Annotated in this window: 21 protein-coding genes; 9 read left to right on the top strand and 12 right to left on the bottom strand. The window is 68.9% G+C overall.

Annotated elements, in window-relative coordinates; all coding sequences use genetic code 11:
* Nucleotides 1–124: 124 nt before the first annotated feature.
* The 5 genes from ACZ4O3_RS18835 to dnaA all read right to left on the bottom strand — a co-directional run bounded on the left by ACZ4O3_RS18835 (nt 125) and on the right by dnaA (nt 6,888).
* Nucleotides 125–652, bottom strand: coding sequence for a DciA family protein (locus tag ACZ4O3_RS18835; RefSeq protein ID WP_467723054.1), 528 nt, complete (start codon nt 650–652; stop codon nt 125–127).
* Nucleotides 649–1,770, bottom strand: coding sequence for a DNA replication/repair protein RecF (recF, locus tag ACZ4O3_RS18830; protein WP_362718712.1), 1,122 nt, complete (start codon nt 1,768–1,770; stop codon nt 649–651). The genes ACZ4O3_RS18835 and recF overlap by 4 nt, the downstream gene beginning before the upstream one ends.
* Before the next feature lie 29 nt (nt 1,771–1,799).
* The gene (gene gnd / locus ACZ4O3_RS18825) at nt 1,800–2,675 is read right to left on the bottom strand and encodes a phosphogluconate dehydrogenase (NAD(+)-dependent, decarboxylating) (RefSeq protein WP_362718715.1); all 876 of its coding nucleotides are present in this window, start codon (nt 2,673–2,675) and stop codon (nt 1,800–1,802) included.
* Between the two features lie 185 nt (nt 2,676–2,860).
* On the bottom strand, nt 2,861–3,991 hold the full coding sequence (dnaN, locus tag ACZ4O3_RS18820; protein WP_351695869.1) for a DNA polymerase III subunit beta: 1,131 nt from the start codon (nt 3,989–3,991) through the stop codon (nt 2,861–2,863).
* Nucleotides 3,992–4,938: 947 nt separating this feature from the next.
* On the bottom strand, nt 4,939–6,888 hold the full coding sequence (dnaA, locus tag ACZ4O3_RS18815; protein WP_467723051.1) for a chromosomal replication initiator protein DnaA: 1,950 nt from the start codon (nt 6,886–6,888) through the stop codon (nt 4,939–4,941).
* 373 nt (nt 6,889–7,261) lie between these two features.
* On the opposite strand from dnaA, the gene rpmH reads away from it, so the two are divergent.
* From rpmH to rsmG, 6 genes are all read left to right on the top strand, one after another.
* Nucleotides 7,262–7,399, top strand: a complete 138-nt coding sequence (rpmH, locus tag ACZ4O3_RS18810; RefSeq protein ID WP_005482975.1) for a 50S ribosomal protein L34 — start codon at nt 7,262–7,264, stop codon at nt 7,397–7,399.
* Nucleotides 7,400–7,420: 21 nt separating this feature from the next.
* Complete coding sequence (gene rnpA / locus ACZ4O3_RS18805) at nt 7,421–7,792, top strand: ribonuclease P protein component (RefSeq protein WP_362727684.1); 372 nt, start codon at nt 7,421–7,423, stop codon at nt 7,790–7,792.
* Entirely contained in the window at nt 7,789–8,154 is a 366-nt protein-coding gene (yidD, locus tag ACZ4O3_RS18800) for a membrane protein insertion efficiency factor YidD (protein ID WP_362727686.1), read from the top strand. The genes rnpA and yidD overlap by 4 nt, the downstream gene beginning before the upstream one ends.
* 3 nt (nt 8,155–8,157) lie before the next feature.
* Nucleotides 8,158–9,453 carry a membrane protein insertase YidC gene (gene yidC / locus ACZ4O3_RS18795; RefSeq protein ID WP_467723049.1) on the top strand — a complete coding sequence of 432 codons (1,296 nt, stop codon included), beginning with the start codon at nt 8,158–8,160 and terminating at the stop codon, nt 9,451–9,453.
* Nucleotides 9,454–9,468: 15 nt separating this feature from the next.
* Entirely contained in the window at nt 9,469–9,978 is a 510-nt protein-coding gene (locus ACZ4O3_RS18790; protein WP_362727690.1) for a Jag family protein, read from the top strand.
* 117 nt (nt 9,979–10,095) lie between these two features.
* A complete protein-coding gene (gene rsmG / locus ACZ4O3_RS18785) occupies nt 10,096–10,812 on the top strand; it encodes a 16S rRNA (guanine(527)-N(7))-methyltransferase RsmG (protein WP_385002785.1) in 717 nt (238 codons plus the stop codon).
* 73 nt (nt 10,813–10,885) lie between these two features.
* On the opposite strand, the gene ACZ4O3_RS18780 is transcribed toward rsmG, so the two are convergent.
* Nucleotides 10,886–11,233, bottom strand: a complete 348-nt coding sequence (locus tag ACZ4O3_RS18780; RefSeq protein WP_467723047.1) for a hypothetical protein — start codon at nt 11,231–11,233, stop codon at nt 10,886–10,888.
* A 420-nt stretch (nt 11,234–11,653) separates the two neighbouring features.
* Between ACZ4O3_RS18780 and ACZ4O3_RS18775 the strand changes: the two genes are divergently transcribed.
* The 3 genes from ACZ4O3_RS18775 (at nt 11,654) to ACZ4O3_RS18765 (ending at nt 14,762) form a co-directional block, all read left to right on the top strand.
* Nucleotides 11,654–12,727: a ParA family protein gene (locus tag ACZ4O3_RS18775; RefSeq protein ID WP_362716854.1), complete on the top strand. Its 1,074-nt coding sequence runs from the start codon at nt 11,654–11,656 to the stop codon at nt 12,725–12,727.
* Nucleotides 12,724–13,836, top strand: coding sequence for a ParB/RepB/Spo0J family partition protein (locus ACZ4O3_RS18770; RefSeq protein ID WP_362716828.1), 1,113 nt, complete (start codon nt 12,724–12,726; stop codon nt 13,834–13,836). The genes ACZ4O3_RS18775 and ACZ4O3_RS18770 overlap by 4 nt, the downstream gene beginning before the upstream one ends.
* Before the next feature lie 308 nt (nt 13,837–14,144).
* Nucleotides 14,145–14,762 carry a GNAT family N-acetyltransferase gene (locus tag ACZ4O3_RS18765; protein ID WP_362716831.1) on the top strand — a complete coding sequence of 206 codons (618 nt, stop codon included), beginning with the start codon at nt 14,145–14,147 and terminating at the stop codon, nt 14,760–14,762.
* Nucleotides 14,763–14,848: 86 nt separating this feature from the next.
* Here ACZ4O3_RS18765 and trxA read toward each other — a convergent pair whose 3' ends face one another.
* The 6 genes from trxA to murJ all read right to left on the bottom strand — a co-directional run bounded on the left by trxA (nt 14,849) and on the right by murJ (nt 22,241).
* Nucleotides 14,849–15,181: a thioredoxin gene (trxA, locus tag ACZ4O3_RS18760; protein WP_362716834.1), complete on the bottom strand. Its 333-nt coding sequence runs from the start codon at nt 15,179–15,181 to the stop codon at nt 14,849–14,851.
* Between the two features lie 46 nt (nt 15,182–15,227).
* Nucleotides 15,228–16,196 carry a thioredoxin-disulfide reductase gene (gene trxB / locus ACZ4O3_RS18755; protein ID WP_362716837.1) on the bottom strand — a complete coding sequence of 323 codons (969 nt, stop codon included), beginning with the start codon at nt 16,194–16,196 and terminating at the stop codon, nt 15,228–15,230.
* Between the two features lie 207 nt (nt 16,197–16,403).
* Nucleotides 16,404–17,306, bottom strand: coding sequence for an anti-sigma factor family protein (locus tag ACZ4O3_RS18750; protein ID WP_362716840.1), 903 nt, complete (start codon nt 17,304–17,306; stop codon nt 16,404–16,406).
* Complete coding sequence (gene sigM / locus ACZ4O3_RS18745) at nt 17,303–18,028, bottom strand: RNA polymerase sigma factor SigM (protein ID WP_362716843.1); 726 nt, start codon at nt 18,026–18,028, stop codon at nt 17,303–17,305. Before sigM ends, ACZ4O3_RS18750 begins: the two co-directional genes overlap by 4 nt.
* Before the next feature lie 20 nt (nt 18,029–18,048).
* Nucleotides 18,049–19,740 carry a protein kinase family protein gene (locus ACZ4O3_RS18740; RefSeq protein WP_362716846.1) on the bottom strand — a complete coding sequence of 564 codons (1,692 nt, stop codon included), beginning with the start codon at nt 19,738–19,740 and terminating at the stop codon, nt 18,049–18,051.
* A gap of 119 nt (nt 19,741–19,859) precedes the next feature.
* The gene (murJ, locus tag ACZ4O3_RS18735) at nt 19,860–22,241 is read right to left on the bottom strand and encodes a murein biosynthesis integral membrane protein MurJ (RefSeq protein WP_467723044.1); all 2,382 of its coding nucleotides are present in this window, start codon (nt 22,239–22,241) and stop codon (nt 19,860–19,862) included.
* Nucleotides 22,242–22,259: the final 18 nt, after the last annotated feature.

Raw genomic sequence — 22,259 nt, 5'->3', positions numbered from 1 at the left:
TTCCGGCTGTCAACCCTTGGCTACTCCGGGGTCAGGTCGCGATTCGCAACCGCGTGCGGTTGTACGCCGACCAGCCGAGGGGGCCGCGCAAGGGCTCCACACTCGGCTCAGCACGTGACGCAAGTCACCCGTAGGTATCGCCGGGACCGGTGCTTCCGGGGGCGCGCAACGGGCCGTAGCGCCGGGGCGGACCACCGGGATTCAGCACCTTGATCACCCGTACCGACCCGTGCCCCAGGTCCTCGTTCAGCCGTGCGACCAGCGCCGGCGCGAGATGACGCAACTGTGTCGCCCACGCCGTGGAGTCGCACTGCACGACCAGTACCCGCTCGTCCTCGTCGTAGCGCTCGGGCACACAGTGCTTGGCGAGGTTCTCGCCGACGATCTCCGGCCAGCGGCCCATGACCCCGCCGACCGCCGCCGGCGTCTCCCAGCCACGCTCGGAGATCAGCCGGTTGATCGCCGAGCCCAGCGCCATGGGGTCACGGCCGTCGGCATGCGCCCCGGAGCGCAGACCACCACGCCGCGCCTGCTTCCTCTGCTGCGCCGCGTCGCCACGCGCGCGCGCCGCCTCCTTCGCCGCCCTGAGCGCCACCCGCGCCAGGTCGACACCGGAGGGCTCCTTCTCGGGGACAGGCACGTCGCCGCTCACGCCCGCTCCACCGCCCCGTCCGCCACCACGTACCGCACCCCGGTCAGAAGGTGCGGCACGTCGTCGTCCACAGCAGCGGTGACCAGCACCTGCTCCCCGGGCGCGACCAGCTCCGCCAGCCGCTCCCGCCGCCGCGCGTCCAACTCGGCGAACACGTCGTCCAGCACCAGCACCGGCTCGTTGCCCTCGGCACGCAGCAGGTCGTACGACGCCAGCCGCAACGCCAGCGCGTACGACCAGGACTCGCCGTGCGAGGCATACCCCTTGGCCGGCAGCTGCCCCAGCTTGAGGACCAGATCGTCGCGGTGCGGGCCCGCCAGCGTCACACCCCGCTCGATCTCCTGCTTGCGCACGTCCGCGAGCGCCGCCATCAGCTGGACGTACAGATCATCACGGGTGTGGGCCTCACCCGGCGCCGACGGCTTGTACTCCAGCGCCACCGGACCGCCGCCCGGCGCCAGCTGCTCGTACGCCTTGTCGGCGAGCGGCTGGATCGCGGCCACCAGGTCGAGCCGCTGCGCGAGCAGCTCGGCCCCCACCCGCGCCAGATGCTGGTCCCACACGTCCAGCGTGGACAGATCCATCGAGCGGCCACCGTGCCGCCGGGCGAGGGCCGCACTCTTCAACAGGGTGTTCCGCTGCTTGAGGACCCGCTCGTAGTCCGACCGCACACCGGCCATCCGCGGCGACCGCGCGGTGATCAGCTCGTCCAGGAAACGCCGCCGCTCACCCGGGTCGCCCTTCACCAGCGCGAGATCCTCCGGCGCGAACAGCACGGTCCGTACGATCCCCAGCACGTCTCGCGGCCTGACCTGCGAGGACCTGTTGATACGCGCGCGGTTGGCCTTGCCCGGGTTGAGCTCGAGCTCGACCAGCTGCTGCCGGTCGCCCTGCCGCACCTGCGCCCGGATGACCGCCCGGTCCGCGCCCATCCGCACCAGCGGCGCGTCGGAGGCGACCCGGTGGCTGCCGAGGGTGGCGAGATAGCCCACGGCCTCGACGAGGTTGGTCTTGCCCTGGCCGTTCGGGCCGACGAAGGCGGTGACGCCCGGGTCGAGCGGGACCTCGGCCCGGGCGTAGGAACGGAAGTCGGCCAGCGACAGATGCGTGACGTGCATGGGTGTTCCGCCGACCTCCCCGTGACCTGCTACTTCGTTTCCACGGCATGACCGCCGAACTGGTTGCGCAGCGCGGCGATCATCTTCATCTGCGGCGAGTCCTCCTGACGCGAGGCGAACCGCGCGAACAGCGAGGCGGTGATCGCGGGCAGCGGCACCGCGTTGTCTATCGCGGCCTCCACAGTCCACCGGCCCTCGCCGGAGTCCTGTGCATAACCCTTCAGCTGATCCAGGTGCTCGTCCCCGTCGAGGGCGTTCACCGCCAGGTCCAGCAGCCAGGAACGGATGACCGTGCCCTCCTGCCAGGAGCGGAAGACCTCACGGACGTCCGTGACGGAGTCGACCTTCTCCAGCAGCTCCCAGCCTTCAGCGTAGGCCTGCATCATCGCGTACTCGATGCCGTTGTGGACCATCTTCGCGAAGTGGCCCGCGCCGACCTTGCCGGCATGCACCGCGCCGAAGTCACCCTCGGGCTTCAGCGCGTCGAAGACCGGCCGGACCGTCTCGACGTGCTCGGCGTCGCCGCCGTACATCAGCGCGTAGCCGTTCTCCAGGCCCCAGACACCGCCGGAGACCCCGCAGTCGACGAAGCCGATGCCCTTGGCCGCCAGCTCCTCGGCGTGCCTCTCGTCGTCCGTCCAGCGGGAGTTCCCGCCGTCGACGACCACGTCACCTGGCTCCAGCAGCTCGGCCAGCTCGTCGATCGTGGACTGGGTCGGCGCCCCGGCCGGGACCATCACCCACACCACACGCGGCCCGCTGAGCTTGCCCACGAGCTCTTCCAGGCTGTGGACATCGGCGAGGTCCGGGTTGCGGTCGTATCCGACGACGGTGTGGCCCGCGCGGCGGATCCGCTCGCGCATGTTGCCGCCCATCTTGCCGAGGCCGACGAGACCGAGCTCCATCAGTTGGTTCCTTAGGTTGCGGTGTGGCAGGAGAGGCACTTGCGTGCCGTGCCCGAGCCTAATCGCGACCCCCTGCGCACAGTTGTGGGCACTGCCGCTCACCTGGGGAAACCCACCCGCGCACAGCGCCGCCCACCCACAGGGGAGCGGCGGCACCGTGCACAGCTGTGGACAACGGCGGCCGCTCAGCCGCTGAGTCGCACCGGCATGATCAGGTACTTGTAGGCCTCGTCCGCCTCCGCGTCGAGCGCTGGCTTCCCGCTGAGCAGCGCGGGCTTCGTGGACGTCGTGAACGACAGCTGGGCCACCGGCGAGTCGATCGCGCTCAGGCCGTCCAGCAGGAAGGTCGGGTTGAAGGCGATCGAGACGTCATCGCCCTCCAGCTGCGCGTCGACCCTCTCCACAGCCTGTGCGTCGTCGCTGGAACCGGCCTCCAGGATCAGCACGCCCTGCTCGAAGCTGAGCCGCACCGGGGTGTTCCGCTCGGCGACCAGGGCGACACGCTTGACGGCCTCCACGAAGGGAGCGGTCTCGATCACCGCGACGGAGTTGAACTCGGTCGGGAACAGCGAGCGGTACTTCGGCAGGTCGCCTTCGAGCAGACGCGTGGTCGTCCGCCGGCCCGCGCCCTCGAAACCGATGAGCCCCTCGCCGGCGCCCGAGCCGGACAGCGCCAGGATCACGCTGTCGCCGCTCGTGAGGGCCTTGGCGGTGTCCAGGAGCGTCTTGGCGGGCACCAGGGCCACCGCGGACGCCTCGGGGTTCTCCGGCTTCCACAGGAACTCGCGGACCGCGAAGCGGTAGCGGTCGGTGGACGCCAGGGTGACCGTGTCGCCCTCGATCTCGATGCGCACACCGGTCAGCACCGGCAGGGTGTCGTCACGCCCGGCGGCGATGGCCACCTGGGAGACGGCGGAGGCGAAGACCTCACCGGGGACCGTGCCCGTCGCGTTGGGCATCTGCGGCAGGGACGGGTACTCCTCCACCGGCAGCGTGTGCAGCGTGAACCGGGACGATCCACAGACCACGGTCGCCCGCACACCGTCTGTGGAAATCTCCACCGGCCGGTTGGGCAGGGCACGGCAGATGTCGGCGAGCAGCCGGCCGGAGACCAGGACCGTGCCCTCCTCCTCGACCTCGGTCTCGACGCTGACCCTCGCGGAGACCTCGTAGTCGAAGCTGGACAGGCTCAGCTGGCCGTCCTCGGCCTTCAGCAGCAGGCCTGCGAGGACCGGCGCCGGCGGACGGGCCGGGAGGCTGCGTGCCGCCCAGGCCACTGCCTCCGCGAGTACGTCGCGTTCCACCCGGATCTTCACCGTAAGCCCGCCTCCTGCTGTTGCCGGGGCTTCTCGCCCTGCTGCGTCTTCGTCGTCTGAGTCGGTGTCGTCGGTCCCTGGGAGGGGAAGAACACCGGGGACCAGTCTGACGCACCGCACTGACAGCTGGTGCCTCTCGGGGTCAAGTCGTGACGAGGCGCGGTCAGAGGCCGAAGAGCGAGTTGTGCACAGGGCCCTCTTCGAAACGGATTCCCAGCTCTCTCTAGTTGGCAGTAGTAGTAGGGGCTGTGGATACCGTGGATAACCCCGTTTTCCCAGCTCAGGGGCCAGATTTTGTCCACTGCCCCTGTGGGTTGAGCCGGTGGACAACTCGGTGTCTCTGTGGAGAACAGAAAGTTCTGCACACACCGTGCACAGCCTGAGGGGAGTTCTCCCCAACGCCGTCCCCAGCTTTACCCGCCTTTCCCACAGCCCAACCTGGCAGCTTCGTGTGACGCCTTTCACTCGACACGGTGAGCGGGCGCGGCAGGTTGCCGAACAGTGGACAGCCATGTGGAGAAGCTGGGGATCGCTGGGGACAACCGCCCCTCAGCCTGTGGGGCGGCGGTGGACAACTTCGTGCACAGCCTGTGGATCACTTCCTCGTCCACAGGCTGTGGAGATCCGTCGTCCACGAATCCACAACCCTCTGAGCTGGCCTGATGCCTTTTCACCCGCCCACCTGTGGACGACGTTCGGGACAACTTCGCAGTCCCCAGGGTGTGGACGCAAGAAAGTCGGCAAATCTGTGGAGGACGCCCGTAACCGGGCTGGTAATCGAACAGCGGGGCTGGCCGCCGCGTCCCTCCGGGGGCGCGGGAGACTCCGCGATCGGCCCCCGCCGCCCCGTGCGGGACCCCTTCCGCAGCCACTCCGGGACGCCAGAAGGCGCCCCCGGGATCTCTCCCGAGGGCGCCCTGGACGCCGTGGAACCGCCGGCTGCGCCGCTATCCGTTCTTGATGCGGTTCGTCAGCTCCGTCACCTGGTTGTAGATCGACCGCCGCTCCGCCATCAGCGCCCGGATCTTCCGGTCGGCGTGCATCACGGTCGTGTGGTCCCGGTTCCCGAACTGCGCCCCGATCTTCGGCAGTGACAGATCCGTGAGCTCACGGCAGAGGTACATGGCGATCTGCCGGGCCGTGACCAGCTGCCGGCCGCGCGAGCTGCCGCACAGGTCGTCGACCGTGAGGCCGAAGTAGTCCGCCGTCGCCGCCATGATCGCCGTCGCGCTGATCTCCGGCGTCGAGTCCTGGCCCCCGGGGATCAGGTCCTTCAGCACGATCTCGGTCAGGCCGAGGTCGACGGGCTGCCGGTTGAGCGACGCGAACGCCGTCACCCTGATCAGCGCGCCCTCCAGCTCGCGGATGTTGCGCGAGATGCGGGAGGCGATGAACTCGAGCACCTCCGGAGGCGCGTTGAGCTGTTCCTGCACCGCCTTCTTGCGGAGGATCGCGATGCGCGTCTCCAGCTCCGGCGGCTGGACGTCGGTGATCAGACCCCACTCGAAACGGTTCCGCAGCCGGTCCTCGAGGGTGACCAGCTGCTTGGGCGGCCGGTCGCTGGAGAGCACGATCTGCTTGTTCGCGTTGTGGAGCGTGTTGAAGGTGTGGAAGAACTCCTCCTGCGTCGACTCCTTGTCCGCGAGGAACTGGATGTCGTCGACGAGCAGGATGTCCATCTCGCGGTAGCGCTTGCGGAAGCTGTCGCCCTTGCCGTCGCGGATGGAGTTGATGAACTCGTTGGTGAACTCCTCCGAGCTCACGTAGCGCACCCGGGTGCCCGGGTAGAGGCTCCGCGCGTAGTGCCCGATCGCGTGCAGCAGGTGCGTCTTGCCGAGCCCCGACTCCCCGTAGATGAAGAGGGGGTTGTAGGCCTTCGCGGGCGCTTCGGCGACGGCCACCGCGGCCGCGTGCGCGAAGCGGTTGGACGCGCCGATGACGAACGTGTCGAAGAGGTACTTGGGGTTGAGGCGGGCGGTGGGTTCGCCGGGTCCCGGCGACGGCGCGGGCTTGGCGCCCAGTGGTCCGGGCGCGTTCGGACCACCGGTGGCGGCCGGCAGGTCCGGGCGTCCCGGTCCGCTCCGGCGGCCCTGTCCCGGCCCGCCCGGGGGCTCGGACCGCTCGCGGCGGCCGGCGTCCCGCTGGTCGTAGTCGCCACGGTCGTAGTCGGACCGTTCGTAGTCCGGACGGTCGTACTCGGGGCGCTGCGGTTCGTACTCCGTGCGCTGCTGCTCGTAGGACGGCCGGTCCATCGGCTGCTGGGGCCGGTACTCCTGGGAGTAGGAGTCGCCGTAACCGTCCGAGCGGTAGGTGTCCGGCGGCGGCGAGGCGTACGGGTCGCGCTCGGGGAAGCCGAGCCGGGGCTGCTGCCAGCCGTACTCCTCCTGCCCCGGGCGCGGCCAGGCGCCGGGTTCGGGGCGCTGGTACTCGGAGGGGTAGGCCGGGCGGGCGGTGGGGAGCTGGTCGGCGCGCGGGGACGGCAGCTGGTCGCGGCCGCCCTGCTCGGGCGGGTGGTCGGCGCGGTGCCTGCCGTATCCGCCTTCGTACTGCGGTGAGGGGAGCTCGGGCTCCTCGTAGCGCTGGGGCTGAACGGGGGGTGCCGGCGGGGTCGGGGGTTCGCCCGCGGTCTCGTCCACGGTGATCGCGATCCGGATCGGGCGCCCGCACTCGCGGCTCAGGGTCTCGCTGACGATGGGTGCGAGACGGCCCTCGAGGACGTTCTTGGCGAATTCGTTCGGTACGGCGAGCAGGGCGGTGTCCGCGACCAGCGCAAGGGGCTGGCAGCGCCGGATCCAGTGCTCGTCCTTGCCTTCCACACCCTGACCGCGGCCCTCACCGAGGAGCTGCTCCAGTACTCGTGGCCACACTGCGGCAAGATCGGCAGGTACGTCAGCCACAGGGCACGCTCTCTCACAGGTCCCACGAACGTGTGGTTCGAGGACGGGTCGGGATGAATATCGGGTCGGGCGGGGATAAAGGAACGAATCGGAGTTCAGCCACGGTAGTCAGCGTGGCGGGTGCGGTTCAAGTTGTTGTCCCCAGCCTGTGGATAGTGTCTCTCGGTCACTGCTGGTTTGACCGAATGGCGTAGCCCCGCGTACCGTAACCAGGTCGAGTTGTCGATGGCTGCTGCCGCCTGCCTCCGATGGGCACAGATCGCTGAAGGTGATCGGGAAGCGGTGCACTCGGGCGTGATGCGAGCTACTCGTGGGCGCACGGTGACAGCCAGGACGGCACCCGCCACACCGATTTGATTTCTGGAGCCCCCGAGTGAGCAAGCGCACCTTCCAGCCGAACAACCGTCGTCGCGCCAAGACCCACGGCTTCCGCCTGCGGATGCGCACCCGTGCCGGTCGCGCGATTCTGGCGAACCGCCGCAGCAAGGGTCGCGCCAGCCTGTCCGCCTGATCCTGATCAGGTCATGACGTCGTGCTGCCTACCGAGCATCGGCTGAGGCGGCGCGAGGACTTCGCGACCGCGGTACGACGGGGTCGTCGGGCCGGCCGCCCGTCCCTCGTCGTCCATCTTCGTAGCGGTGCCACGGACCCGCACGCGCCTGGGGAGAGCGCTCCCTCGACGCGTGCGGGTTTCGTCGTGAGCAAAGCAGTGGGTGGCGCGGTCGTGCGCAACAAGGTCAAGCGCAGACTGCGTCACCTGATGCGTGACCGAGTCGCCCTGTTCCCCCCCGGTAGCCTGGTAGTCGTACGAGCGCTGCCCGGAGCGGGCGACGCCGACCATGGACAGCTGGCCCGAGACCTGGATGCCGCCATCGAGCGGCTACTGGGAGGGGGCGCGCGATGAAGTACCCACTGCTGGCTCTGATCAAGCTGTACCAGTGGACGATCAGTCCGCTGCTGGGGCCGGTGTGCAAGTACTACCCGTCGTGCTCCCACTACGGCTACACGGCCATTGACCGGCACGGTGCGATCAAGGGGACGGCACTCACTGCCTGGCGCATCCTGCGGTGCAATCCGTGGTCGCTCGGTGGTGTGGATCATGTTCCTCCGCGTAAGCGACCGCGGTGGCACGAAATGCTGCGTGACGCCTGGCGTGCACGCAAGGGCGGGCCCTCCGCCGCCGAACCGGCCACCGAGGAGAAGCTTGCTCCCGAGCTTCCTTCGAGCCCGGCCGCAGAGACCTCGCCCCATGCCCAAGGAGCATGATTAGTGGACACGATTGCCAGCCTCTTCAGCTTCATCACAACACCCGTTTCCTGGGTCATCGTCCAGTTCCACTCGGTGTACGGCGCGATCTTCGGCCCTGACACCGGGTGGGCCTGGGGCCTGTCGATCGTGTCCCTGGTGGTCCTGATCCGCATCTGCCTGATCCCGCTCTTCGTGAAGCAGATCAAGGCGACCCGGGCCATGCAGACGCTGCAGCCCGAGATGAAGAAGATCCAGGAGCGCTACAAGAACGACAAGCAGCGCCAGTCCGAAGAGATGATGAAGCTGTACAAGGAGTCGGGTACGAACCCGCTCTCCTCGTGCCTTCCCATCCTCGCGCAGTCGCCGTTCTTCTTCGCGCTGTACCACGTGCTCAACGGCATCGCGTCGGGCACGACCATCGGCGTGATCAACCAGGGCCTGCTGGAGAGCGCGCAGAAGGCGCACATCTTCGGTGCTCCTCTCGCTGCCAAGTTCTTCAGCAGCGAATCCCAGCTGGCCTCGCTCAACGCCTCGCAGACGCACGTCCGGATCGTGACCGCCGTCATGATCGTGCTGATGTCGGCGTCGCAGTTCTACACGCAGCGTCAGCTGATGACGAAGAACGTCGACACCACGGTGAAGACGCCGTTCATGCAGCAGCAGAAGATGCTGATGTACGTCTTCCCGGTCATGTTCGCCGTCTTCGGTGTGAACTTCCCGGTCGGTGTCCTCGTCTACTGGCTCACCACCAACGTGTGGACCATGGGTCAGCAGATGTACGTCATCCGCAACAACCCGACCCCGGGTTCCAAGGCCCAGGCCGCCTACCTGGAGCGTCTGACCAAGCACGTCACGCACCACGGCAAGGCCCGTAAGCGCAGCGAGCGCACGATCATCAAGGCCATCGTCGCCAAGGGCCGGGACCGTAACGAGTTCGAGCGCAAGTTCATCAACGGGCTGACCAAGGCGGGCCTCGTGGCCCAGGCCGACGGCGCCGTGGTGAAGGGTGAGGCTCAGGCCGCGCAGACCGAGGACGGCGTCGCGGCCGCCGGTGCCGCCAAGCGCCAGCAGCCCAAGCGCCAGACGAAGGCCCAGCGTCAGTCCGGCAGTGCGAAGGCGGCCGACGAGCCGTCGGCCGCCGCCGAGAAGGAGGACTCCTCCGAGCCGACGACCTCGCTGGAGAAGTCCGACGAGCCGCAGGACGCCAAGCCGGCCGCCCAGCAGCCCTCGAAGGGCGGTTCCAACGGCCGCAGCAGGGCCCAGTCCGGTCAGCGCAAGGGCGGTCCGCAGCGCCCCAAGTCCCCGTCCAAGAAGTAAGAAGGAGCCCATCCCGTGACGGAAGGCACCACCTCCGCTGCCGAGGGTGCAGACACCCTGACCCGCCTCGAGCAGGAGGGCGAGATCGCGGCGGACTACCTCGAGGGTCTGCTGGACATCGCCGACCTCGACGGCGACATCGACATGGATGTCGAGGCCGACCGCGCCTCCGTGTCGATCATCAGCGACGCGGCCGGTCGCGACCTGCAGAAGCTGGTCGGCCGTGACGGCGAGGTGCTGGAGGCACTCCAGGAGCTGACGCGCCTGGCCGTGCACCGGGAGACCGGTGATCGGAGCCGGCTGATGCTCGACATCGCGGGTTACCGCGCCAAGAAGCGTGCCGAGCTCTCCGAGCTGGGTGCCAAGGCCGCGGCCGAGGTGAAGAGCACGGGCGAGCCCGTGAAGCTCAAGCCGATGAGCCCGTTCGAGCGCAAGGTCGTCCACGACGCGGTCAAGTCCGCCGGACTGCGCAGCGAGTCGGAGGGCGAGGAGCCGCAGCGGTTCGTCGTCGTGCTGCCCGCCTGACCGGTCGCACCGTTTCACCGGCCCCGTCTGTTGAGCAGACGGGGCCGATCTTTGTCAGCCTGGTAGTTCTGGTGGCCGGTGCGCGGAGCGCCGGCGCTGTACGGAAGGACGGTCCCCGTGACGGAGGCTGCGGAGCTCCCCCCGGCGCCTGAGCAGGCGCGGGAAGTGTTCGGCGAGCGCTTCGCCGATGCGGTCCGCTATGCGGAGCTGCTCGCCGAGGCCGGCGTCCAGCGTGGTCTGATTGGCCCACGGGAGGTGCCGCGCCTGTGGGAGCGGCACCTGCTGAACTGCGCGGTGCTCTCCGAGGCGGTCCCCGAGGGGGTGACGGTGTGCGATGTCGGCTCCGGTGCCGGCCTGCCGGGCATTCCGCTGGCGCTGGTCAGGGAGGACCTCAACATCACGCTGCTGGAACCGCTGCTGCGGCGTACCAACTTCCTGACCGAGGTGGTGGAACTCCTCGGTCTGAATCATGTGACCGTGGTGCGTGGTCGCGCCGAGGAGGTCATGGGCAAGCTGGCCCCGGTGCATGTGGTGACGGCGCGTGCCGTGGCTCCGCTGGACCGTCTGGCCACGTGGGGCGTGCCGCTGCTGCGTCCCTACGGCGAGATGCTCGCCCTCAAGGGTGACACGGCGGAGGAGGAGCTGAAGGCGGCGGCCACCGCCCTGACGAAGCTCGGTGCGGTGTCCACGTCCATCCTGCATGTGGGGGAAGGCGTGGTGGACCCGCTGTCCACGGTCGTGCGGGTGGAAGTCGGGGAGAGTCCGGGCGGTGTGCGCTTCGCGGCGAAGCGGGCGAAGGCGGCGCGGACCGGGCGGGTACGGCGGCGACGCTGACCAGAGGAGCCGCGAACGGCGCAGAGGCGCTCTCCCGATGAGGGAGAGCGCCTCTGCGCCGTTCGGGCCGTGGTTACGGGGTCTTCGTGAAGCAGACGTCGGGACGCAGCGAGATGGATCGGCAGACCTTCTTGATGGTCACGGTCCCGCCGTGGCCGCTGTACGTGGTGGTGCCGTCGCCCTTCTTGTTCCACAGGGTGTAGATGTCGTCCCCGTGGCCGGCCCGGGTGTACTGCACGTACACCTCGTTGCCGTCGTCGGCCAGGTCCTTGACGGCGGCCACTCCGTGGTCGCTGCTGACGCGGTAGCCGTGGCCCCAGATCACCTTGATGTCCTGGTTGGCGAAGGCCGGCGTGGCGGTAGCCAGAACGCCGACACCCAGGGCTGCCGCGACAAAGCGTCCGATGGTCTTTGAAGTCATGATGTTGCTTCCTGTGATGGTCGATGTGGTCGCCGAACGGCTTGCGCCCGGCGTACCGGCCAAGGAAGTTCTCCACGTCGCTGGTCATGCGACGCGAGGGTCCCCCGTCCCGTATGTTTTTGATCTTAGCAAAAGACGATCTTTACCCCTGAGGGGGAGACGGAAAGGCGCACGGCGGAGTGTCACCGGCATTAAGGACAATTTGTTGTCATCGTGTTTCACGTGAAACGTCGCTCCCTGTTGCACGGCATCATCGGCCGGGGCCGCGCCGCGGCCGAACCGCGCGACCGAAAGCCCCTCGGTTCCCTCAGAAACGGGGCCTCTGATGACACTCCGTCCCCAGTCCGGGGCACGGAGTTGTCCACAGAGGTGGATTTCTCCACAGAACACCAGGCCTCACTGGTTCACGACCCCGAAGGCATGGGAGGCTCTGTTCATTGCGAGCCTGAAGTCGAGGAGAGTGAATCCTTGCGGTCCGACGCCAACATCGCGGGACCGATGACCGATCCGGTCCCCGGTCCCCGTACCGAGTCGATGGGGGCGGATGTTTCACGTGAAACACCGCCTCCGATGGACGACACTCCCATCGGTCGTGCTGCCCAACTCGCGGTAGAAGCTCTTGGCCGCGCCGGCGAAGGTCTGCCACGTCCGGAGCAGACCCGAGTCATGGTGGTGGCCAACCAGAAGGGCGGTGTGGGCAAGACGACGACGACCGTCAACCTTGCCGCATCGCTGGCCCTGCATGGTGCCCGCGTTCTGGTGATCGACCTCGACCCGCAGGGCAACGCCTCCACCGCGTTGGGTATTGACCATCACGCCGAAGTTCCGTCCATCTACGACGTGTTGGTCGAGAGCAAGCCGCTGGCCGAGGTCGTCCAGCCGGTGGTGGATGTCGAAGGCCTTTTCTGTGCCCCCGCCACGATCGATCTCGCCGGTGCGGAGATCGAGCTGGTGTCTCTGGTGGCACGGGAGAGCCGGCTGCAGCGGGCGATCCAGGCGTACGAGCAGCCGCTGGACTACATCCTCATCGACTGCCCGCCCTCGCTCGGCCTGCTGACGGTCAACGCGCTGGTCGCGGGCGCCGAGGTGCTCATCCCGATCCAGTGCGAGTACTACGCCCTGGAGGGCCTCGGTCAGCTCCTGCGCAATGTCGACCTGGTCCGGGGGCACCTCAACCCCTCCCTGCATGTGTCGACCATCCTGCTCACCATGTACGACGGCCGGACACGTCTTGCTTCCCAGGTCGCGGACGAGGTGCGCAGCCACTTCGGCGACGAGGTGCTGCGGACGAGCATTCCCCGCTCGGTCCGTATCTCCGAGGCGCCGAGCTACGGGCAGACGGTTTTGACCTACGATCCTGGATCGAGCGGTGCCCTCTCCTACCTTGAGGCGGCCCGAGAAATCGCGCTGAAGGGCCTCGGTGTCAGTTACGACCCGACGCAGGCCCACATCGGCGCCCAGAGCAACCCGAGCATGGTGGAGGGCATTCAGTGAGCGAGCGACGGAGGGGGCTGGGGCGTGGCCTCGGCGCGCTGATCCCGGCTGCCCCGACCGAGAAGAACCCGGCTCAGGCCGCAGTGGGCGGCACGGGATCTCTGTCCCCCGCAGCGGGGCCGGTGCTGACGACCGACCGGGGGGTCGCCGCTGCCAAGGTGACGACGCTGCCGGCGGTTTCACAGGACACCGAGGAGCCGTCGGTCTTCGGTGTGGCTCCGGAGATCCCGGCGTCTCCGATGGGTGCCCACTTCGCGGAGATCCCCCTCGACGACATCACGCCGAACCCGCGCCAGCCGCGTGAGGTCTTCGACGAGGACGCTCTGCAGGAGCTGGTCACCTCCATCCAGGAGGTCGGTCTCCTCCAGCCCGTCGTCGTGCGTCAGCTGGCTCCCTCGCGCTACGAGCTCATCATGGGCGAGCGGCGCTGGCGGGCCTGCCGTGAGGCGGGCCTGGAGGCGATCCCGGCGATCGTCCGCGCGACGGACGACGAGAAGCTCCTCCTGGACGCGCTGCTGGAGAATCTCCACCGCGCTCAGCTGAACCCGCTGGAAGAGGCCGCCGCCTACGACCAGCTGCTGAAGGACTTCAACTGCACGCACGACCAGCTGGCCGACCGGATCGGGCGCTCCCGCCCTCAGGTCTCCAACACCCTGCGGCTGCTGAAGCTCTCGCCGGCCGTCCAGCGCCGGGTCGCCGCCGGGGTCCTGTCGGCCGGGCACGCCCGGGCGCTGCTCTCCGTCGATGACTCGGAGGAGCAGGACCGGCTGGCCCACCGGATCGTGGCCGAGGGTCTCTCGGTGCGGGCTGTCGAGGAGATCGTGACCCTCATGGGTTCACGGCCACAGGCGACGACCCGTGCCAAGGGGCCACGTGCGGGCGCCCGTGTCTCTCCGGCGCTGACCGACCTCGCGACCCGGCTCTCGGACCGGTTCGAGACCCGGGTGAAGGTCGATCTGGGCCAGAAGAAAGGCAAGATCACCGTCGAGTTCGCCTCGATGGACGACCTTGAGCGAATTCTTGGCACCCTCGCCCCGGGCGAGGGCCCGGTCCTCCACCAGGGGATCCACGACGGCGACTCCGCGGACCCTGAGAATCCCGAGGACTGACCCTGTCGTCCGAAGAGCGGATCGTGTCCGGTGTGTACCGGAACACGGTCCACTCTTTGCTTTCAGGCGGTTTCGATGGAAACGCTGTGTGGATACGATGCGTTCGGGTACGGCGGGATCCACCTGACAGCTGGCAGCACCTCTGAATGGGAGGCGGGAGCCATGCGATCGATGAGCCGCACCGGACTGGTGAGCGCGGCCCTGGGACTGGGCGCGACCGTCGGATTCGTCGGCAGCCTGCTCAGAGAACGCAGCGCTCTGACAGCCGCTCGCGATGCTGCGGGCGAAGGAAGCGAGGAACAGCCTTCATGGGGCGCCGACTCGTACCGCTCACCCTCGACAACCTCCAGGACCTTCCCAAGCGCTGCCGCTCGTGTGTCTTCTGGGAACTGGACCCCGTCAGCGGCGAAGCAGCGGTAAAGGCGGGCACGCCCGCGGTGGAGAAGGAGGCCTGGATCTCGGCTGTCCTGCTCGACTGGGGATCCTGCGGCCGGGTGGTCTACGTCGACGACGTGCCCGTGGGCTTCGTGCTCTACGCGCCGCCTGCGTACGTTCCGCGATCCACCGCGTTCCCGACGAGCCCGGTCTCACCGGACGCCGTCCAGCTCATGACCGGCTACATCATGCCCGGCTACCAGGGGCAGGGACTCGGGCGCGTGATGGTCCAGACGGTCGCCAAGGATCTGCTGCGCCGGGGCTTCAAGGCCATCGAGGCGTTCGGTGACGCCCGCTACAAGGAGCCGGCCTGTCTGCTGCCCGCCGACCATCTGCTGGCCGTGGGCTTCAAGACGGTCCGGCAGCATCCCACGCGTCCACGGATGCGGCTGGAGCTGCGTACGACGCTCTCCTGGAAGGAAGACGTGGAGATGGCGCTTGACCGACTTCTGGGGGCCGTACAGAAGGAACCGGCGCTGCGGCCGTTGTGAGGACGCAGCCCGGCCGATCGCGCCGGGCCCTCAAAGCGAATGGGCCAACCCCGAGGGGTTGGCCCATTCGTGTTTCACGTGAAACGTCACTCGGCGATGAAGTCGTCGAGGTCACGCAGGAGCGCGGCCTTCGGCTTGGCACCGACGATCGTCTTGGCGACCTCGCCGCCCTGGTACACGTTCAGGGTGGGGATCGACATGACGCCGTACTTGGCGGCGGTCGACGGGTTCTCGTCGATGTTCAGCTTGACGATCTCGATCTTCTCGCCGTGCTCGGCGGCGATGGCCTCAAGAGAAGGGGCGATCTGGCGGCACGGGCCGCACCACTCGGCCCAGAAGTCCACCAGGACGGGCTTGTCGCTCTTGAGGACGACCTCCTCGAAGTCGGCGTCGGTCACATGCTTCAGAGTGCCGGCCACGGCGGGCTCCTTTACTCGTTCGTGCGGTGAGGCGGAAGGGGGATGATCAGACGGTGGTCTTCTCGGGCTCGGCCTTCTCCTCGTCCGCGAGTGCGGCGAGGAAACGCTCGGCGTCGAGAGCAGCGGAGCAGCCGGTACCGGCCGCGGTGATCGCCTGGCGGTAGGTGTGGTCCACCACGTCACCCGCGGCGAACACGCCCGTCAGGTTGGTGTGCGTCGTCGGCGAGGCGACCTTCAGGTAGCCCTCCTCGTCCAGGTCCAGCTGGCCCTTGAAGAGCTCGGTGCGCGGGTCATGGCCGATCGCGATGAACAGGCCGGTCACCGGGAGGTCCGAGAGCTCACCGGTCTTGACGTTGCGCAGCTTGAGACCGGCCAGCTTCTGCTCGCCCTGGACCTCGGCGATCTCGCTGTCCCAGGCGAACTTGATCTTCGGGTCGGCGAAGGCGCGCTCCTGCATCGCCTTGGAGGCGCGCAGGGTGTCCCGGCGGTGGACGATCGTCACGGACTTGGCGAACCGGGAGAGGAAGGTGGCCTCCTCCATCGCGGTGTCGCCGCCGCCGATCACGGCGATGTCCTGCTCCTTGAAGAAGAACCCGTCACAGGTGGCACACCAGGAGACGCCGCGGCCGGAGAGGGCGTCCTCGTTCGGGAGGCCCAGCTTGCGGTGCTGGGAGCCCGTGGTGACGATGACGGCCTTCGCCCGGTGGACGGTGCCCGCGGTGTCCGTGACGGTCTTGACCTCGCCGGTCAGATCGACGGAGACGATGTCGTCCGGGATCAGCTCGGCGCCGAAGCGCTCGGCCTGGGCGCGCATGTTGTCCATGAGGTCGGGGCCCATGATGCCGTCGCGGAAGCCCGGGAAGTTCTCCACCTCGGTGGTGTTCATCAGCGCACCGCCCGCGGTGACGGCGCCCTCGAACACGAGGGGCTTCAGCGACGCGCGTGCGGTGTAGAGCGCCGCCGTGTAACCGGCGGGCCCGGAGCCGATGATGATCACGTTACGGACGTCGCTCACGGCTTGGTTCCTCGTCTCTGGTCTACGTCATTTCGACCGGTGAGAGTTCTTCTCAGAAGCTCTCACCCCACCCAACGGATCCTACGGGGCGCGCATTCCCGGTGTGTCCGGGCACACGGGCATCCCCCACCGTACGGATTTCCACGCCAGGACGGACGATGCGTCCCGCGTCGCGTAGGGCCGCTCCGGCGGCACTCGAGGGGCCGCTCAGGGGCGTGCCAGTGACTCCGTCAGCAGAACCTTGCCGGGCGCGGCGGACGGCCGGCTCGCGCAGGTGGCGTCGATGATGAAGACCGTCACACGGCTGCTGTCGGACACATCGGGGAGCACGACGAGGAAGGCGTCCTTCCCCTCGTACGTCCCCTTCTTCGCACCGAGGACGTCTTCATCGGCGGGGCTGACGCCTTGCCGGACGCACTCCGGTACCGACACGGAGGGCTGGATCCGGGTGGTGTACGGAGAGTCCGTCGAGCCGGACGAAGTGGATTCGCCCTGGATCCCCATCTCCGGCTTCTTGGAGCCATGCAGGTTCGTCTTCGAGTCGAGAAGGTTCTCCACCTCGGTCTGGAGAGTTCCCTTGGAGAAGCCCGCGGCGGAGTTCGTCGGGTTGCCCTGGGCGGCGGTCGGCCCATTGCCGCCGAGCGAGTGGAGGAAGAACGAACCGGCACCCAGGACGGCCGCGGTGAGAACGGCTCCGAGCGCCACGGTCCGCCGGCGCCGGCCCGGTCCCTGTCCGCGTCCCTGTGCGCGGTCCTTGCGGCCGGGACCGGTCGAAGCGGTCGGCCGTCCGGCGGGACGGTCCACCGGGGATGAGGGAGTCGATGTTTCACGTGAAACATGCGTCTCGGGTGCCGTGGCGTCGAGCAGTGCCTCGGCGGCGAGAGCGGCGTCGATCCGGCCCACGACGTCCGCCGGCATACGCGGCGGTCCCGGCAGTGTGCCCAGCAGGCCCCGGATCTCCGTCAGTGAAGCGTGGACGTCGCTACAGAGTTCGCACGTGTCCAGGTGCTCTTGTACTTCCGTGGTCCGGGCATCCGAGAGGAGGCCTTCGGTGAGGTCGGAGATCTCCGCGACGTCCGGGTGCCCGGTCGTGTCTGTCGTGGCGGTCACGCTCGCCCACCTCCGCCCTTCACTGCGGCTGAATCGCTCGGCCCGGACTTCCGCGAGCCCCCGTCCCGAGAGTTCGCTGCCGGTGGGACGGATGTCCCCTCCGCCCGGTTCCGTGCCGGGTCCGGCTCGTTCGGGTCGGCGGGGCTTTCCGGCCGTAGATGGGTGAGCAGCGGCAGGAGTCTCGCTCTGCCACGGGCACAGCGGCTCTTCACCGTGCCTGTGGGCACGTCGAGGATCCGGGCCGCTTCCGCGACCGGATAGCCCTGCATGTCGACCAGAACGAGAGCGGCGCGCTGATCGTGCGGGAGGGTGCCGAGGGCCTTGAGGAGCTGGCGGTGCAGATCGTTGCGCTCGGCCGGGGCGGACGCCGATTCATGCGGCTCCAGCAGTTGCTCCAGCCGCTCGGTGTCGTCCACGGGGGCCGTCTTCCGTGAGGCCGCCTTGCGGGCCCGGTCGAGGCAGGCGTTGACCGTGATCCGGTGCAGCCAGGTCGTGACGGCCGACTGGCGCCGGAAGGTGTGGGCGGCCCGGTAGGCGGAGACGAGGGCGTCCTGGACGGCGTCCGCGGCCTCCTCGCGGTCCCCCAGGGTCCGCAGCGCCACTGCCCAGAGCCGGTCCCGGTGGCGGCGCACGAGCTCCCCGAAGGCGTCGGGGTCGCCTTCCACATGGCGGGCGAGCAGATCCTGATCGCTCACTCCGTCGTATCCGGCCCCCTCCGCCATCTGCTCGCTCCGCCCTGCTGTCAGCTGGTCACCTTGATGTCTGCCACCCGTCCGCGATAGGTACCTTCGTCCGTCAGCGGCAGCTTGGTCAGCCAGACCAGCAGATAGCGGGACTTGAGGGCCTTGCTCGGCTTCAGGGTCACGCTCGTGCCCGAGCCGTCGGCGACCTTCGTGTACCCGGCGAAGGACGTGGGCTCCGAGTCGGCGCCGCTGGGTGCGGCACGCAACTCCACGGACGTGTCTCCCACGAAGGTAACGGTCACCTTCCCGATCTGCTGGACCTTGCCGAGATCGAGGATGACGCCGAGACCGGGCTTCAGGTTTCCGAAAGTGGCGCCCTTGTAGTAGTCGGTCTGCCAGTAGGTCGCCGGACTGTTGTCGTAGACCTTGCTTATGTCGGACGGCTTCTCGGAGCCGTCCCCGAACGGGTCGAAGTCCCGGGCACCGCTGATGGCGATCGGCTTGCCGGCCGTCGTCGGTGCCTTCTTGTCGCCGTCGTCCGTCGTCTGGGTCTTGGTGGTGTCACCGGACTTGTCGCCCTGGTCCATCAGGGCGTCCGCGAGCTGCCAGCTGCCCAGTCCCAGCGCGGCGATCAGCAGGGCGGAGACCGCCCACTTGAGGGCCTTGCCGGTACGGCTCTGGAGCGGGGGCGGCGGGGTCTGGAGGACCTGGGTCGCACCAGGAGGCGCGGAGCGGCCGTAGGTGCCCTGCTGGTAGGTGGTGCGCTGGTACTCGGGCGGCGCGGTGAACGACGGCTCCGGCGGGCGGATACGGGGCATCTCGCCGATCGCCTTCACCAGCTCCTCCGGCGTGGTGCACGCGGACTCGTGGCGGGAGGCGGTGGCGCCGTCGTTGACCAGGGCCCGCATGGCGAGCTCCGACAGGCCGCGGTGGACACCGGCCCGCACCTGGTCGGGGGCGATCAGGCCGACGTCCTTGGGCAGCCCCGGCAGACCGTAGGCGTCGCTCTGGTACGGCCAGCGCTGGGTGAGCGCCGCGTACAGCAGGGCGCCGATCGCCTCGGTGTCGGTGCGCTGCGGGGTGTCGGAACTGATACCGCGCAGCGCCGCGTTCACCGCCAAGCCCCGGATACGCCACTGACCGGTGGAGGTACGCAGCACGGCGTTGGGGTTGAGCCGGAGATGGGCCAGCCCCTCACGGTGCGCGGCCGCCATCGCGGAGGCGATCTGACTGACCATCTGGTAGGCGTCGTGCGGCTCCAGCGGGCCGGCCGCGAGCAACGCGGTCAGCTCGGTGGCATCGGGGAGCCACTCGTGCACCACGTAGACGAGGTCGTTCTCCTCGACCGCGTCCAGGACCTGGACGAAACGGGGATCCCCGAGGAGCGCGGCGGAACGGGCCGCGGCCAGTACGGCGCGGGTCCGCACATGGTCGGCCGGCAGGATGTGCACGCCGACGGCACGCCGCAGTTTCTCGTCGACCGCACGCCAACTGCTGAATCCGTCCAGACGGGTGACGCACTCCTCAAGACGGTAACGTCTGGCGAGTTTGTGACCGCTGTGCAGTTCAGGCGGTGAGGCCTTCTGTCCTGGACCCGCGTCCGTGCCGCTCCCCTGTGCCTCTTCGCTGTCCGTGTCCCGCTCCGGGTTCTGGGCCACCCCGTCGGCCGTGGACTGGACCGCCTTGGCGGTCAGCGGCTTGTCACCGCTGTTGTCTGCCACGTCGACGGCAGCCGTGCTCCGTTCCGCCACCGTCGTTCCCTGCCTCCCCATCCGTTGCACGCTGTCCGACGCCGAAACCAATTGTGCCCACAGTCTGCCGCTATGCACGACACGCGGCGGCGGACGATGGTTGTGCGCCTACCCCTACCTCAGCGCCCCAGACGCCCGCGCACCATACCTACGAGGGAGTTGAGCTCCTCGATCCGCATGCGGCGCGCGGCTACGTAGAAGACGCCGAGCAGAACGGCCCCGCCGGCCAGCAACGCGGCGAAGGAACCGATCACGCCCTGCCCCAGAGTGTGGCCGATGCCGAAACAAGCCGCACCACTGAGCAGAGCGGCCGGCACGGACGCGATGCACAGCCGCGCGTAGGTGCGGGTGACGCGGGAGCCGTCCAGGTCGCCGCCGAGGCGCTTGCGCAGCCGCTTCCAGGCGACGCCCACACCGATCGCGTAGGCGAGGCCGTAGGAGGCGGCCATGCCGGCCACCGCCCAGCGGGACGGCAGCAGGACGTAACAGGCGACCGAGGCACCCGCGTTGACCGCGGCGACGATCACCGTGTTGTAGAAGGGCGTGCGGGTGTCCTCGTAGGCGTAGAAGGCGCGCAGGACCACGTACTGCACCGAGTACGGGATCAGGCCGAGACCGAAGGCCATCAGCATGAAGCCCATGTTGGTGGCCTCGCTGGTGCCCGAGGAGCCGAAGATCAGGGTGCACATCGGGATGCCTAGCGCCACGAAGCCGAAGGCGATGGGCACGATCGCCACGGCGGTGGTCCGCAGACCCTGGGAGATGTCGTCGCGGACGGCGCCGGTGTCGTCCTCGGCGGCCGAGCGGGAGATCCGCGGCAGCAGGGCCGCCATCAGTGAGACGGTGATGATGGCCTGCGGCAGGCCCCAGATCAGCTGGGCGTTGGCGTAGGCGGCGAAGCCGGTGCCGTCGACCGGGGAGCTCTTGCCGGCCGAGGTCGACAGCTGGGAGACGACGATCGCGCCCGCCTGGTTGGCGAGGACGAACAGGATGGTCCACTTGGCGAGCGTCGCCGCCTTGCCGAGTCCATGGCCGCGCCAGTCGAAGCGCAGCCGCATCCGGAAGCCGGTCTCGCGCAGGTAGGGGATCATCGCCAGGGCCTGGACCACGAGGCCGAGCAGGACGCCGAGGCCGAGCAGCCGCTGGCCCTCCGGCGGGATCGTGGTGACCTTCATGCCGGAGTGCGCGGCGGTGCCGTACACCCAGATGAACAGTCCGAGGGTGACGATGATGACGATGTTGTTGAGGACCGGGGTCCACATCATCGCGCCGAACTTGCCGCGCGCGTTGAGGACCTGACCCATCACCACGTGGATGCCCATGAAGAAGATCGAGGGCAGGAAGTAACGGACGAAGGTGACGGCGACGTCGTTGGCCGCCGGGTCGCTGGCCACCGGGTCGGACAGCAGGCGGATCAGCAGCGGCGCGGCCGCGATCGTGGCCGCCGTGAGCAGGCCCAGCGCGACCATCACGAGCGTCAGCAGACGGTTGGCGAAGGCCTCGCCGCCGTCGTCGTCCTCCTTCATGGCCCGCACGAGCTGCGGTACGAAGACGGAGTTGAGGCCGCCGCCGACGGTCAGGATGTAGATCATCGTCGGCAGCTGGTAGGCGACCTGGAACGTGTCACCGAGCAGACCCACGCCCAGCGCGGAGACGATCAGCGCGGAACGGACGAAACCCGTGAGGCGGGAGACCATCGTGCCGGCCGCCATCACGGCACTGGACTTCATCAGCCCGGAGGCCCGCCCGCCCTTCTTGGCCGCGGGAGACGAGGACGCCGTGGGGACCGCCGAAGCGGCGGGCACCGTTTCGGTGACGGGGTTCTCGGGCGCGGACGGGGTCCGCGGGATGCCGGGCGGCGCGTACTGGGGAACCGCGTACTGGTTCTGGGAAGCGGGGGCCTGCGGCGCCGGGGGGTACTGGCCCGGGGGGTACTGGCCGGGGGGGTACTGGCCGGGGGACGGCGGGTACTGGCCGCCGGCGGGCGGGCGGTGGCCGGCGGGACCGGGAACGGACCGGGGGTCCGTCTGCGGATTGCTGCCGCCCTGCTGCTGGTCCCGGAACAGGTGCGCGAAGGCGTCCGGCTCGTGGTGCTCCTCACCGGAGTGCGTGACCAGATCGTCCACGCCGACGAACTGGGTCGTGCGCGGATTGTCACCGAAGGGCAGGTACTGGGTCGGGCCCGCCGGCTCCGGTGCCGGCGTCTGGGCCCACACGTGCGGGTCGGGGGCATATGGCGACTGGGCGGGCCGGTCGTACAGCGGCTGCTGCGGGTACGTGCCGGGCGGCGGCGGGGGGTGCGCGGCACGGTCGTAGAGCGCCTCGGCGACCGGGTCCTGGGCGGAGAGGTCCTGTGCTCGGTAGGGATCCTGGTCGTAGGCGTCCTGGAGGTACATGTCAGCCGCTTGCTGCGGCGGGACCTGGCCGGCCTCCGGCGGCGGCTCGGGGTAGCCCGAACCGGCCGCGCCCTGGCCGCGTTCACCGTCGTACGGCGCGTTCATGGTTACCCCACCTCATCG

Source organism: Streptomyces sp. NPDC026515 (assembly GCF_055567595.1).
The sequence above is the reverse complement of the archived record's forward strand: the minus strand, read 5'-3'. Positions and strand labels throughout refer to the sequence as shown.